The following is a 15,013-nucleotide window of genomic DNA, read 5'->3' on the forward strand; positions in this document are numbered from 1 at the left end:
GGATCGGCTAATTTATCTTTTTTTTTACTAACACCGCTTCTAACCCATCATAGGCAGCTTGAAAGTTGGGATTAATTTCAATTGCTTTTTGATAGGCGGCGATCGCTTCGGGAAACAAATTTTGTTCGGCTAAGATATTCCCGAGTTGATAATGGGTTTGAAAAAGTTGAGGATTAAGTTGCAAAGCTTGATGATATTGTTCTTTGGCTTCCTCCAAATTTCCTAAACTCTGTAAAAGTTCTCCCAAACTGTGGTAAGCTTGAGTAAATTTAGGATTAATCTCGATAGCAGTTTGATATTCTGCGATCGCCTGTTCAAATAATCTTTGTTTGGCAAGAACTACCCCAAAATTGTGATGGGACCAAGCATAGTTCGGTTTTAACTCGATCGCTTTTTGATAACTGCGACCGGCTTGAGCGAGTTGACCCTGACGGAGAAAACCATCGCCGAGTTGATGGTGAAATTGAAAATTATCGGGGTCTAACTCAACCGCTTTTAAACAGCAAGCAACAGCTTGATCCCACTGTCGCAGTTTACCCAAAACTGCACTCAACAGCGAGTGTAGCTGGGGGATATCGGGAATAATGGCGATCGCTTGGGAATAGATAGCAACCGCTTCATCGAGTTGACCCTGTTGTTCTCGCAGTTTCCCCAAACTGGCGTACACCTGCCAAAAACAAGGGTCGAGTTGCAAGGCTTGCTGATAGGCGTTGACGGCTTCATCAGGCTGTTTTTGCTGTGAGAAAGCTTCCCCCAATTTATAATACACTATAGAGGAGTTGGGGTTAAGCTGCAAGGCTCGTTGATAAGCATTAACCGCTTCTGATAAGCGATGATTTTCAACCAGACTTTCTCCCAAATTTTCATAAAATTTAGAGCAACTGTCCGGGTCAAGTTGAATGGCTTTTTCAAAAGCAGCGATCGCTTCAGAAGCCCCGCCATTTTGTAGGAGAACTTCACCCAAATTATTATAAGACCAAATGGAGTCCGGATTTAATTTTAGGGCTTGACGATAGGCGGCGATCGCTTGGGATAGATTTCCCTGTTGAGCGAGGGCATCTCCCAGGTTATGATAACATCTGGCCGAAGTTGGATTCTGTTCTATCGCTTGACGGTAAAGGGCGATCGCTTCAGACAACTGACCCTCTCTCAGCCGTTGGTTTGCGGTTTGAAAATCTCGTAAATACAAACTTTGAGTTGATTCCGATATCATCATTTGTGCAGTTAGTCTAATGTTTCAAATTGTAGTCAAGAATGGATAATCAAATCCCTAATTTACAGAAAATTTTAGCCGATTTGGAGCGGTCCCAGTCTCGACTCGAGCAAATTCTTTCCGAACAAAGGGATTTGTCTCCCACCCCGCTCAAAACCCCAACCAACGATTCTGGGAAATCCATCCTATTTTACCGCGATTTTAGACGATTTAGCGGGGGTCATCTAAAAGTTTGGGACTATTTCAATCATGTATTGCGATCGCCAAATTACACGCCTTATATTTATTTTTATTCCGCTCCGACCGTTTGGGATAGCAGTAATCCCTGGTCAAAAACGGATTCTAGTTTAATTTTATCTCAACCTTTAGACCATCCCGATCTTATTTTTTTAGATGGCATGGATTGGCAACAGCTACACCCAAGCGAACGGGAAAATTCGGCGATTCCAATTCTTAATCTGATTCAACATATCAGACACGCCGATCCCAATAATGCCCGTTATTCTTTTCTGAAATACAAAGCGATTCGCATCTGTGTTTCTGAAGAAGTCAAAACGCATCTCATCGAGTCGGGTTGTGTGAACGGGCCTCTATTTGTAATTCCGAATCATTTGGAGACTGCATCTTTTCCCAAAGCGATTATACCCGAAAACAAAAAAATTGATCTGCTGATTGCCGCCCTCAAAGAACCTTCGATGGGACTCGAATTAAAACAACAGCTAGAAAACCGGGGAAAACAAGTTCAGCTATTAACCCATCCCTTACCCAGACGAGAATACTTAAACCAAATTAATCAGGCTAAAATCACAATTTTCTTACCCAACTCTCGGGAGGGAGAAGGATTTTATCTTCCCGCATTAGAAGGGATGGCGTTGAGAACTTTAGTGATTTGCCCCGATTGTATTGGCAATCGTTCCTTTTGTCTACCGGGTTATAATTGCTTTCGTCCGGAGTACAAAATTGAGAAGATCCTGTCTGCAATTGATCGAGCATTACAACTTTCTCAATCCCAAGTCAAGCAAATCCTCTCGAATGCTCAACAGACGGTTAGCGAACACAGTTTGTTCCGGGAACAAAAAGCCTTTTTAGACATTCTAGAGAACATTGGGCAATTATGGTAGTCTTTACTTCTGTATACCTCGACTGGCATTATGTTATTTAGCACATCATGTACCCAAAGCTAGAACCCATGAATCGGCTCAACTTACCAGAAAAATCCTCTATTGTTGTGATTGCGGGGATGCACCGTTCAGGAACCTCTCTAACGACGTCCTTGCTGGAGAGTGCGGGATTGCATATTGGTCGTGACTTGGTGGGTGCAAATAAAAGTAATCCGAAAGGACACTTTGAGAATAAAGACTTTCTGGAGTTTCATAGAACCGTTTTACGTTCTCAGGAAATTATCGATAAAGGTTGGACACTTCAGGATAAAATTACAGTTGAGGAACAATATGTTGCTGAAGCGAAAGAAATTGTTGCGAAAAATGCAATTAGTAGCCTTTGGGGTTGGAAAGAACCCCGCACAACCCTTTTCTTAGAATTTTGGGCGAATTTACTTCCGGAAGCCAATTTTATCTTAATTTATCGTTCTCCTTGGGAAGTGGTTGATTCTCTCTATCGCCGTCGAGAAGATACTATTTTTCAACGAGAACCCGAAATGGCGGTCAAGCTTTGGATTCATTATAATCAAAAAATAATTAATTTTTATAATCATTTTTCTCGGCGGTGTTTTTTAGCGAATTTGCGTGAAATTGTTAAAGACCCGAATTTATATGTAGAAGCGATTAAGGAAAAGTTTAAAATCCCGCTATCTGCACCCGCATCAAATCTTTACGATCCGAGTTTATTACACCATCAAAAGGAAGAGGGTCATCGACCGAGTTTGATTGATTATTACTTTCCTGAAGCGATTGAAATCTATCAGGAACTCGAAGCGAGATCCTGGCAACCCGATGAGAATTTAGATGGGTCATGGCGGGAATTAATTAAAGCCTCTCCCTACCGAGTTTGGGTGTTTAAAGATTGGGTAAATTTCCGGGGATTTGAAACCGAAAATCAAGCGTTAAGAGCGGAAATTAAGCAACTGAAATCACAGCTTAACCAAACCGAGCAAGAACTAGAAACGGTAACATCTCAACAGTCAAAAACGCAGCAAGAGTTGGATAAATCGCAAGATAAACTGCATCAAACCGAGTCACAGTTGCGTCAAACCGAGGAAGTGTTAGAGAAATTACAGTCCCAATTGCGTCAAACCGAGCAAGCGTTAGAACAATCTCATTCACAACTGAAATCAACCCAAGAAGAACTCACCAGAACTCAATCTCAACTGCATGAGACTCAAGAGGAATTAGAACAGTCTCAGGGGGATTTATCTCAAACCAGACAGGAACTGCAAAAATCTTTATCAAACCAGCACCGTTCTCAACTGGAGTTAGAACAAAAATACGCTCAATTCCATCAAATACAGGAAGAATTAGAACAGTATTATCTGGTTTTCCAAGAGAAAGATTCAAACTTGAAGCAATCTCAATCTCAACTGAAACAAACCGAAGAACTGCTGGATAAATCCCAGTCTCAACTGCATCAAACAGAGGAGGTTTTAAAGCAATCCCACAGCCAATTTAAACAAACCAAAGCCGAACTTGAAGCCAAACAATCTCAACTTCAGGAAACCCAAGAGAAACTGAAACAATCGAATGTTAAGTTAGATCAAACTGAGAAAGAGTTAGTACAAGTTCAATCTAAATGGTCACAAAGCCAACGGGAACTGGAGCAAACACACTCTCAACTCAAACAGGTTCAAGCCGAGTTTGAGCGTTCACGGCTACAACAAGCGATCGCGGGTCAACCGGATGAATCTTATCAGCTTTTGCTGCAAGATGCGTGGTATGCTTACAAAAATGGTAATCTTGAAAAAATGGCTCGTTACTTGCAGCAGTCTCTAAAATATAAGCCTTTTTCCCGAACCGAAACGGTTTTGAACTGGTTAGAGAGTTTTGCAAAGTTTTCGATGGAAAGCGGTGTTTCTCTAAATACTGAATCTTTAACAAATTCGGACGAGTGGAAACAGTTAGTTCGTCGTCTGATGAGTGTTAAGCCTAAGTTAGTTAGCGCTTAGTGATGCTTATTCTAATTTGAGAAATAGAATTGAAACCCAAAAATTCTTGTCAGTTAACGTGAAAAAGTTTTGAAGTATTCACGAATTTGCCGAATTTCCCATAAACCCATGCTTTTATCGGCATAGGGATCATTTTTCAATGGGTTTCGGTCTTTAAGAAGTCTAATAGGTAAAGGAAAATTAAAAGGAGATTGACACAAATTCAATGGCCGCCACTGTCCTGTTTTAATATCCTTGTTTTCCTTTTCCGGAAAGGTAGTGGTTAATAAATATTTGGATTGGCTGTTAATGATATTGGAAAAAGCTTGATAAGCATCTTGGTAAGAAAAGTGAACAATACAGTCCCGACAGAAAATCAGATCTACACAAGGAAGCTTATCCGTCAAAATATCAACACATTCAAACTTATATTGTTTATTAGGATATTTTTTCCGATTCTGTTCTATCATTTCTTCAACGATATCAAATCCGAAATAGGTTTCAACATTAAGATCGACATGACTCATCCAGTGAAAATCTCCACAGGGAATATCTATCATGGTCTTAATGTTCAGTTCTTTGAGCAGGGGGGGTAATTGTTCCCTAATTTTTTCTGTAGCCACTAAGCTCGATCCGGTGCCTGAAATCGACTCAGAACCTCTCCAATTATTGTTTTTATAAATATTAGTGAATATATCTTGAGTTAATTGGCGGAGTTCTAAAGGTTTTAATGGGCTAGATTGATTGCGAGGATAAAAGACCCAATCCGAGCGAAAAAGATGGAAATAGTCATAGTCAAATTCATTCATTAACTTAACAAATTCAGAAAAATTCTGTTGCCAAATTTCAATCAGTAAGATAGGCTGGCTTTCTTTGATCACTCTAGCGGCACCCTTGATCACATCCAATTCATGACCTTCAACATCAATCTTAATTAAAGAAACTTGCTGTCCTTGCTTAATATCAGAATCCAATGTTCTGACTTCAACAGATTCAACGGCAACAAAATCTTCACTATCCAGTCTTGCCATCCCCAAATTATTACTAACAATTTTCAGATCTTGTACACCTGGCTTTGAACTCACAGCCGCATTAATTAATTTAACCCTTTTTAAGTCAACTTGATCCTGATTCCTGTATAGGTTGTCTTGCAATAGCGTAAAATTGAACTTAAGTGGTTCATACAAAAGCACATCACCATCAAAAAGTCTAGAAATAAAAACAGAGTGAGAGCCAATATGTGAACCGACTTCAATAACTATCCCATTTTTCAATCGGGGGAGAAGTTCGACTAAGAATAAAGCAATCGGCAATTCCCACGGCACTTTCCGAGCCAGCCGAGATTGCAGGCAATCCGCATTATCAGTAATCTTAAATTGACCGACACCTTTGACTTCAGAAAATTCGCCTGCTGAACAAGGATTGGGAGCGTAAATTCTCCATCCTTCTATCCAATCAGGTATTGACTCTTTAAGCTCTTTTCTGAGCAAAGTTTGCTTGGAATTGAGTTGTTCGTCAATCTCCGTGAGTAAGTCGGCTTCTTTTAAAGCTTTGAGTAGAGAATCTATTTTGCTACAACACTTCTCAATTTCCACCTTTGCTTTCTTATTGAAATCAATTTCACCAGCCTTCCTGACTGTTAAAATCCGAGATTCTAATTTCTGAATTTGTGAAATATTTTTTCGTGACTGATATATTTTAAGTAAACTTGTGAGATAGGTAAGATTATTGGGATCTAAATTCAGAGCCTGCTGTTGTGCTACCTCCGCTCGCTTAAATTTCTTGAGTCCATTCAATTGCCATGCTAGCTGATGCCAAATTTGAGGATCATCAGGAAAAGCTGAACACAGAGAATATTGGAATTTGAGAGCATCTCTAAACCGTTTTGATTCAAGCAAAAACTTCCGAAATCTCAAAGCACGACTTTTCAGCATAGAAAAATGATGATCTTCGAGGAACGTTCTTAAAGTTTGAATTTCCCATATTCCTGTAAAAATACTCGATTCTTCGCTTTCTTGCCACTCAAAGAGTTGGGGGGGAAACCTGACGAAGGTCTTGTTGACTTCAATAGCTCCTGACTTCTTTTCTTTGATATAGGTTAATCCATAATATTTTACCCCATTATCTATACTAGATCGAATAAATTTTAGATGAGTTAGCAAGCGAAAATTTGGGCAAAATATTCTTGCGAAAACGCAGGCATATAAATTGGAATTTGCGGGTTTAAGGATATAGTTAAAAACATCTAATTGAGCGGATAAATCTTGAAAGTCTTTTACCGAAAGAGACAAAATATTTTCCCCTAAAGATAGTGGAGTATTATCGGGTTTAAATTCGGTTGAATGAATATGTAGAATGCGATCAATTGAAAAGTTTTTAAAAAATTGATTCAAATTATTTTTAATCCTATCTAATGGTTGATTGTTATTTTTGGGTAAGGTTGCTTTATTCATACTAGATAAAGAAGTCAGAAGGTCTTGAACTTTCCATATTCCGATCAGTTTATCATTATATAGATCATCTGGATCATTTTCTCGATCTTTAAGCTTGACAATAGGATTGGGAAAATTAAAAGGAAGGAGAGTAAAGTTTGTTGGGAAAAAACCTTGCCTATCGATATATGGCTCCTGCCGAGGAAAGTATGAGAAAGCAATAAATTTCACTCCGGCATTATGGACTTTATGAATAAATTTAACTACGCTTTCCTGATTCCGAGAAATCAGCATATTCCGAGCAATCAAAAAATCCACCTGAAGAATCGGGATTTCATCCAAGTGACTGGGGCGATTGATGACTACAACTTTAGAATAATTTGTGCTTTTTCTATCTTTGCCGACATGAACAATAAAGGCATAGTCTATCACTTCTAAAAGATCTAATGGTAAGATAGACCAATCATTATATATTTCCTGAATACTCCGAATTTCCTTTTCCTTGACTAATCTCAAGATAGAAGATCTAATAAAATCAATATTTTTGCCTGTATCACTAGGATTCAATACCTGACTAAGAGTTAAATTTCCCTTGATTTCATCAAGACTTCTGGTAATGACAAACTTTTGGCAAAATTCTGAGAACCGATCAAATTCATTGCGGGCTATGTTTTCTATCAAAGTTAAACAGTTTTTTATTTCTAGGTCAAGAAAAGGATAAAGGAGTTGAAAATCACGATCCTTCATCATTTGTATAAAAGCTTGACTGTAAGGTTCAATCATCCATCCGGGTTTGAGTTTTCCTTTGTCAATCCACCCCAGAGGATGCCTATTCATACTAATATGAATTCCATGACCCGGACGATAAGTAGCACTTTCTGGAACCATCACTCCTTTACGAGACATCATTGTGTAAAGCAGAAACTCATCATTTGCTGTTCTCACGGGTATGTCTGAAACATCCGGTAATGGGTACTGAAGTTGAAACGGGGCAAAATGTAAGCCCGTCAACCTGGGGAATTCCGAATGAAGTGTTCCCGGTCTAATGATGTTGCTGAAAGGTAAGTTATTTACATTCATATTGTGAAGATGCTTTTTGCAGATATCACCTTCCATGATTAATATATCAATATCCCCGATGTACACATATTCACAATGATTGAACTTTTGCGGAGTTTCTAAAAATCTGACAGAATTGGGAAGAATTTTAACAAAATTCGCATTTCTCAAGTGAAATTTATCGGGAAAAACCTGACTGAGTATTTGAAAACATTCTGAGTTTTTAGAAATATATTCGCTGCTATTTTCTAAACAAATCTCAACATAAGCGTCTTGATTATGCTTCAGACAACAAAATATATAGACTGGAACAAACTTTTCGTAAGCTTGATTTGCCGAAGTAAAAAACAAGAGAGACATTTAGGTTATAATTATTGATGGGTACATATTACGAGTATTATTCAAGCAATCAATGGCTTGGGCTTTAACTTTGAAACACTTTGGCTTGAAAAGGTGAATCATCTTTTAATGAAAGAATATAGGATGATTGGCCGTCATTTGTATGTCTATATCTAAAGTAATCAATAATTAGTCCAGAATCATAGACCATATCTTCAAATGTAAAACGATTAATCCGAATACAGTGCAATGCCCCAGACCACTCGCGATAGTATCCTTTTGGATTTTCTTCCTCCTCCGGTACACCATGCTCTACAAAGAGTGTTAAAAAAACCTTACCTTTCACGGCTAAAACTCTTTCTATCTCTTTGAGATAAGCTTGAATATCTTTCAATCTCATGTGAGAAAAAACTGAGACTAAAACTATTGTATCAAATTGACGCTCGGGAACCGGAAAATGAACTTCTTTCGTGATTGCTTCGCCATCGGGATTGTATCTCTCATTAAAAATATTCAGCAGTTTGAAAGAGACTGGTGGAGATTGACTGGATAAATTTTTAGATGTCCAATCAATAGAAGCCTGATGTACATCCAACCCGACATACTCTTTAATTTCTCCATAAACAGATAGAATTCCCGTAAGTAAACATCCTTGTCCACAGCCGATATCTAAAACTCTGCTGTTTTTTGAAAACCCACAGAGGTTGGCTAACAACTTGACTCTATCCTTAGATGACTTTAAATAAAACTCATCATCTAAATAGCGTGGGCCTCCCCAGCGAAGGTTTTTAGGCGGTAAACGTAAGCCCTGATAAAAAATGTAATCTTGAGTGACTTGAGTGGAATTAGAAAAGTTATCCATGAAATCATTCTCCGTTTAAGATCACTTGGGAACAATAGATACTGAACAGCTTTGGTTCTCATCTTTGAGGAAATATCTTCCGAGGACTCAGAAATTCTAGACATCTAATTTTCTCAAACCCAAAGATTCACACCGATTCCCTATTTTACCACTTTGCGATTTTGATATAACTTAAGAGATGATAAATTTTGGTTTTTCAAGCCTGCTGTTTATTTTTAATACGATCTTGAACACCCTAATTTTTATGAATTAATTCAGTCTAACTGCTAAAGTTTAGATAGTTTTATCAAAGCTTTTAACTTCTTCGTATTAACTAGAATATCTTGTTGTGTTGTCACACGATTATCATTAATTTACTCTCCAATCAAATAGTAATATTCTAAATCACAATAACTGCTGAGAATATGATAAAAGTTCTGTACATAGTTGGGAGAAAAAATCTCTATTATTTTAGTTCTTGGATCACAAAATATAATGTTACTAAGACCCGCACCATGAGGAGAAACTACCACCTGGGCTGATGACATCAGTGATGCTTGTTGAGTAACAGACATTGACTCTAAAGTAACACTTGTAAAACCAAAATTTTTCAATAAGTCGCTCACTTCATTCTCATTAATCACTTTTCGGTAAGAGGCGTTTTTACGACTAATATAAATCATTGTAGACAATTGTTCTCGATCTGTGATCAGAAATTTATTCTTGAGAAAATTCACCGATCTTATACTTGGACAAGGTAGTGAGAGTGATGGAACAATCATCTCTTCTGCCTTGATAAAAGGATAAAAGCGGGTTTCTATGATTTTCTTGTCGGGAATGCCTAATATTTTTAAAGTTTCTTGATGAAATGAAAGATGGCAAGTATGTAAGACAAATTTATCTATAGATTCTAGAGTAAAACCACTTGCTTCTATAAGTTCAAGACGTGCGATCACATGAAACATCCAATGATAGTAGTTTCCACTACTATGCTTTGCTGATAAAAAAACAACTTTCCCCTCTAATTCTAGAACTTCTGGTAGTTTTTTAGACGCGAACACTAATTCACAATTTCCTGTTGAAGCATACTTCAAAAGCTGGTTACTAGAAGTGATGACAGCACTATTGAGTGTGTCTCCAAATCCACATCCATTTTCAACAAAAACAACAAAGTCTTTAGGAACTTTATAATGTGAAATAAAGCTTTCATGGAGTGTCTGAGATAGAGTCTGAGCAGGTATAAGTTTAATTTTTTTCTCTTTAGATAACTCTATATATTTTGTTTCTGTAGCAGAAGAGTTTGAAGCAATTTGAATTATATTTCCAGAGGAAAAGCCAAATTCTTTGAGAAGAGAATTAGGAAAAATAGCCCTACAACACTGCTGAGATTCATCTAGTCTTCCCAATTTTTCGAGTACATAACCTAATTGCTTATACAGTAACTGATGATTAGGGGTAATACATAGTGCTTCTATAAAAATATAAATTGACTCACTCCATTCCTCTTGTTGAGCTAACAACATACCTAATTTTGCGTATCCTAGTACAGATTTAGGATTGAGTTCAATCGCACGGCGATAAGCTTTAATTGATTCATCTAACTTACCTTGCTGGGCTAGAGCATTTCCTAAACTCTGATAATAAGAAAAAAGGTTTGGACGTATATCTATGGCACGTTTATAGTTATGAATTGCTAAATCAAAATGTCCTTGATTGACAAAAATATTGCCCAAGCTATGCAGTGCTGAATCATAATTTGAATCAAGTTCAATTGTTTTTAGATAAGCATTAATTGCTTCATCCCATTTTTCCTGTTTTTCCAGTGAAAAACCCAAGTTATAATAAATTCTTGGGTTATTTCCTCCTAAATTAATTGCCTTGTTATAAAAACTTACTGCCCTCTCAAATTGTTCTATTTTTGACAATGTTAGTCCCAGATTATTATAAGACCAAATATACTTGGGGTATAGTTCAATAGATTTTTCATAAGCATCAATTGCATTAAGATACTGTTTAAGGTATAAAAATGTATCTCCCAAGTGGTGATAGTAATCATAAGAATTTGGATTAAGTTCAATTGCTTTTTTATAATAAGAAGCAGCTTGATCTAGTTGGGATAAACGAGATAGAGCTATTCCTTGTTTGAAGTATGCTTCTGGCTGTTTAGGATCAACTCTGATCGCAGCATCGTAAGCTAAGGCTGCTTCATCCCATTGCTGCTGAGTTTTGAGAATATCTCCTAAAGCAAGGTAATATTCTGCTTGATCTGACTTGAGTTGAATTGCTTTTTTGTAGAAAGAGATAGCTTCTAGATTTTGATTTTGCTGAGATTTGACTTTTCCCACATTATAGTAAACTTGTGCAGCTTCTATTAAGTTACCTAATTTGATCCATACTTTTGCTAAATTACAATAAGCTCCTATAAAATCTGGCTTCAGATTAATAGCTGTTTGATAGAGAGAGATAGCTTGATTCCAATTTTGATTATTAGCGTATAGACTTCCAATATTTGCATAAACTTCAGCGTAATTCGGCTGAAGTTTAATAGCTTTAAGATACTGTTTTTCTGCGTCTTTAAATTGTCCTATTGATTGCAAAATATTGCCCAAAACTTTATATGAAGTAGCTTCCATGGGTTTGATTTGAATTGCTTTCTGACAATAAACTATCGCCTTTATATAATTTTTTTTGACATAACTTTCTTCTGCTTCTTCGATATAAAGTAAATATTTATATTCTTCTTTCATAACGATTAATACCCAATTATTTTAGACATAATAAACTCTCTTTTTTTGTATGGTTTATGCTCTTACCGTAATTAAACTACTATATCTCTGATCATACTGTATTGCCATATCTTGAACAGTTGGAAGTTCGAGACTTTTAACCTCAGCTAACCGTTGTTCATATTCTCCAGGTGTATCTAAAACTTTGACCATACCATCATACCACACCTGAGGGTTTTTATAATCGAGCAACCAACCGCCACCATGATTTTGTATTCGCTCTTTTAGTGTTCCCAGGTTGGAGGCAAAAGCTGGAATTCCAGCCGCCCAAGATTCGGTTAAGGTATGACAATAAGTTTCGGGCCAAATCGAAGGAACAATCGAAAAAGAAGGAGCAATTTTAGATAACAAACTGGGTAATTCTTCGCGTTCATAGGGGCCGTGATAGACTCCTCCATATTGAGCGGGTTTAAAAGTCCAAGGCTTATCACCGATTAAATGAAACTCAAAGATTCCACCTCTTTCGGCATTAATGTGCATAATACGCTCAACGATAGTTATTCCCTTAGAAATTCCCAGCGCTCCGAAGAAAACAACCTTCACCGGTTTATCGTTTGGAGGCACAGAAGAAAATTGGTATTGCTGCAAATCTCGCCCGTGTTCAATAATTGAAAACTGAGCGTTCTTTAAGAAGGGAAAATGATCGACAATCACATTGTAAGCACTGTTTGAAGTGGTAATAAAAGCATCACAATGACGCAACGCCTCTGCTACCCTCTCCCGCCAAGTATACACATATTCATGCTTGAGTGTAGGAATTTCTTTAATCCAAGTTCTTGGCACTCGACAGGTTCCCTTGCCGGGGCTGCAATGTCCCGCACAATAATTGCGACGGTTATCAATCAAATGAACCGTCGGACAAACGGTATAAAAATCGTGGAAGGAAAAAATAACAGGTAATCCTCGTTTCTTGATAGCGGGGATAATTTCCGGCGCATTGGCGAGCAAGTTCCGAATGTGTACTAGAACTACTTTAAATTCGGATATTACCTCATCTAAGATACTCTCTTGTTTTGTTTTTAATGAGTGTTCAATTCTCCACTCGTCTTGCAATTCAAATTGCTTTAAAAATTTCAGGGAGTTTTCTTTATACTCAAACAAACGCCATTGCTGAAGGTTGGTTTTCAACATCAAACATCTATAGTTTTGGGAAACCACATCCATCAAATCTTGATTGTTATTAATGATTCCACCTTGACCATCGTGGTGAATATAAAGCAGCGCCGGACCTTCATCCTGCGGTTGAACTTCTGGTAAAATGGGAGGTTTTATTTCCTGTAAAGCCTGTTTTAAAGACTGACGAAGTGGTTCTAAAGGATCGCGTTCTAGCCAGTCGGTGATAGATTTTTTGTAGTGAGGATAGAGGGTTTTTAAACTCGCTTTACTGTCTTCTAGTAAGCTGTTTTTTTCCTCTTTAAAAGATGCACTGCGTTGGTGATAAATAAAGGTTGAGTCGTCAATTAAATGAATAAAACCTGCGGCACTAGATCGCATACAAAAATCATTTTCCGCCCCGTATCCTCTGGGAAAATGTTCGACATCAAACAGCCCCACTGTATCTAACACTTGGCGACTGACATACATACAAAATCCATTTCCAGTTGGAACTTTGGGTGATAAGTTTGAGGAGAGTTTTTCAACTAAATTACTCATCTCCTCAAGAGAAATATATTCAGGTAAAGTGTTAACAGTATTATTTTCAGGAACCGAAAAAGCGCCTGCTGCATTCGATAGAGGAGTGACTGTTGCCACATTTTCTTGACTCCGTGCAGTTCGGATAATTTTTTCTAACCATTGAGGTGTTACTTGAGTATCACTATTGAGAAGAATCAAGTCACCTGTTGTCAGAATAAATGCCTTATTCATTGTCGCTGTCCACCCCATATTTTTCAGATTTCTAATCCCTTTTATATGCTCGTGAGCATCAACATAGGAGGTGAGCAAAGGCCATATTCTTTCATCGGTACTACAATCATCAATGAGTAAAACCTGATGAGGAAATTCAGTATTTTTCAAGAGGCTCTTGATACAAGCTTTTGTTTCTTCGTAGGCATTATAAACAGGAATAACAACTGTTATTGTTGTTTTTGTTTCGGTTTTTGCTGTTTGAAAATAGTTGTATTGGGGAGTTAACTTCTGATAAAATAAGTTGAGAATGCTAAAAGCTGCTCGCTTGGTTGAGTATCTTGCAGCCGTTTCAATTGCTTTGAACTTCATATGAGTGAGTACATGAGCATCGGCTTGAATTAACTCAGAAATATTCTGAATACATTCTTTTTCAGAAGTTGTATCAATCACCAAAGAATTCACATAAGGGATTGCAAATTCATTGGTTCCTCCCCGTTCGGGAACGACTGAAATACAACCTGATGCCATTGCTTCTAGTGCGGTTCTTCCAAAAGCTTGATAATCTGATAAATCCAGAAAAATATCTGATTTTCTCAACACACTAGCCACCTCAGAACGACTGAGTTGACCTAAAACTGTTGCCGAATCAGGAACAGAAAATCCCTGAGATTCTATTTCTTCAACGGTTGTTCCAAAGATGGTAAAACGGACTTGATTGGGAAATAAATTAGAGAGTAAATGAGCGATTCGCAAAGTTCGCAGGGGAGCGCGACGTTTGGTTGAAAACCGCACCATAGCCGCAATTTCAATTAGGTTTCGGTTGGGTTTTAAATCGGGATAATAAACTTGATGATCGATACTGGGTTCAACTTTATGTACAGTAACGTGATGAGAGCGATGAACAACATCACAAAGCCACTGTGTTTTTGCAAATAAAACGGCATTGGGAATTAAAGTGTAGGATTCTATCGCTTCTTTCCATTCAGGAGTATGAGGTTCAAAAAAAAGGGGTTCGTAATCTTGTACATAATACGCCGGAAGTATATTCGGATGAACTTTAACAATCTCTGCTACAATTTTGACCGATTTAAAAATCGTAGCACAGACAACCGACGCTGACCGTGCTAATTTTTTCAGATGATCTTCATTAGAATAGGCAAGAATTAGTTGATCAATCTCCGGGATTTCATTTTGATAGATCCTCAGAAAAGAATTAGAATTTTCTTGATTAACAGCTATTTGAATATCAACCCCAGATCTAAATAGCTCCAAACATTCCTGCACAACCGAGTGAGCGCCACCACTGCCACTTCTAACAGGTAAGACAAAAATAATTTTAAACTTCATAAACACTCTTTATAAATACTGACTTTAATTCAAGGATTTCTAACTTCATGT

Annotated in this window: 7 protein-coding genes; 2 read left to right on the forward strand and 5 right to left on the reverse strand. The window is 37.5% G+C overall.

From position 1 onward, the window contains the following. Window positions 1–7: 7 nt before the first annotated feature. Window positions 8–1,216: a tetratricopeptide repeat protein gene (locus ACL6C3_RS08590; protein ID WP_413166746.1), complete on the reverse strand. Its 1,209-nt coding sequence runs from the start codon at window positions 1,214–1,216 to the stop codon at window positions 8–10. A gap of 38 nt (window positions 1,217–1,254) precedes the next feature. Here ACL6C3_RS08590 and ACL6C3_RS08595 point away from each other — a divergent pair, with 38 nt between their 5' ends. Together ACL6C3_RS08595 and ACL6C3_RS08600 are read left to right on the forward strand one after the other, a co-directional pair. Beyond that, window positions 1,255–2,334: a glycosyltransferase family 1 protein gene (locus tag ACL6C3_RS08595; RefSeq protein ID WP_413166747.1), complete on the forward strand. Its 1,080-nt coding sequence runs from the start codon at window positions 1,255–1,257 to the stop codon at window positions 2,332–2,334. A 68-nt stretch (window positions 2,335–2,402) separates the two neighbouring features. Then, window positions 2,403–4,331, forward strand: coding sequence for a sulfotransferase (locus ACL6C3_RS08600; RefSeq protein ID WP_413166748.1), 1,929 nt, complete (start codon window positions 2,403–2,405; stop codon window positions 4,329–4,331). A gap of 53 nt (window positions 4,332–4,384) precedes the next feature. On the opposite strand, the gene ACL6C3_RS08605 is transcribed toward ACL6C3_RS08600, so the two are convergent. The 4 genes from ACL6C3_RS08605 to ACL6C3_RS08620 all read right to left on the reverse strand — a co-directional run bounded on the left by ACL6C3_RS08605 (window position 4,385) and on the right by ACL6C3_RS08620 (window position 14,962). Then, window positions 4,385–8,161 (reverse strand): FkbM family methyltransferase, encoded by a 3,777-nt coding sequence (locus tag ACL6C3_RS08605; RefSeq protein WP_413166749.1) that lies wholly within the window; start codon window positions 8,159–8,161, stop codon window positions 4,385–4,387. A gap of 64 nt (window positions 8,162–8,225) precedes the next feature. Next, window positions 8,226–9,002: a class I SAM-dependent methyltransferase gene (locus ACL6C3_RS08610; protein ID WP_413166750.1), complete on the reverse strand. Its 777-nt coding sequence runs from the start codon at window positions 9,000–9,002 to the stop codon at window positions 8,226–8,228. A 353-nt stretch (window positions 9,003–9,355) separates the two neighbouring features. Next, window positions 9,356–11,728, reverse strand: a complete 2,373-nt coding sequence (locus ACL6C3_RS08615) for a tetratricopeptide repeat protein (RefSeq protein ID WP_413166751.1) — start codon at window positions 11,726–11,728, stop codon at window positions 9,356–9,358. Window positions 11,729–11,782: 54 nt separating this feature from the next. Continuing rightward, the gene (locus tag ACL6C3_RS08620; RefSeq protein ID WP_413166752.1) at window positions 11,783–14,962 is read right to left on the reverse strand and encodes a glycosyltransferase; all 3,180 of its coding nucleotides are present in this window, start codon (window positions 14,960–14,962) and stop codon (window positions 11,783–11,785) included. Window positions 14,963–15,013: the final 51 nt, after the last annotated feature.

This window comes from Capilliphycus salinus ALCB114379 (assembly GCF_047276495.1).
Lineage (GTDB): Bacteria > Cyanobacteriota > Cyanobacteriia > Cyanobacteriales > Microcoleaceae > Capilliphycus > Capilliphycus salinus.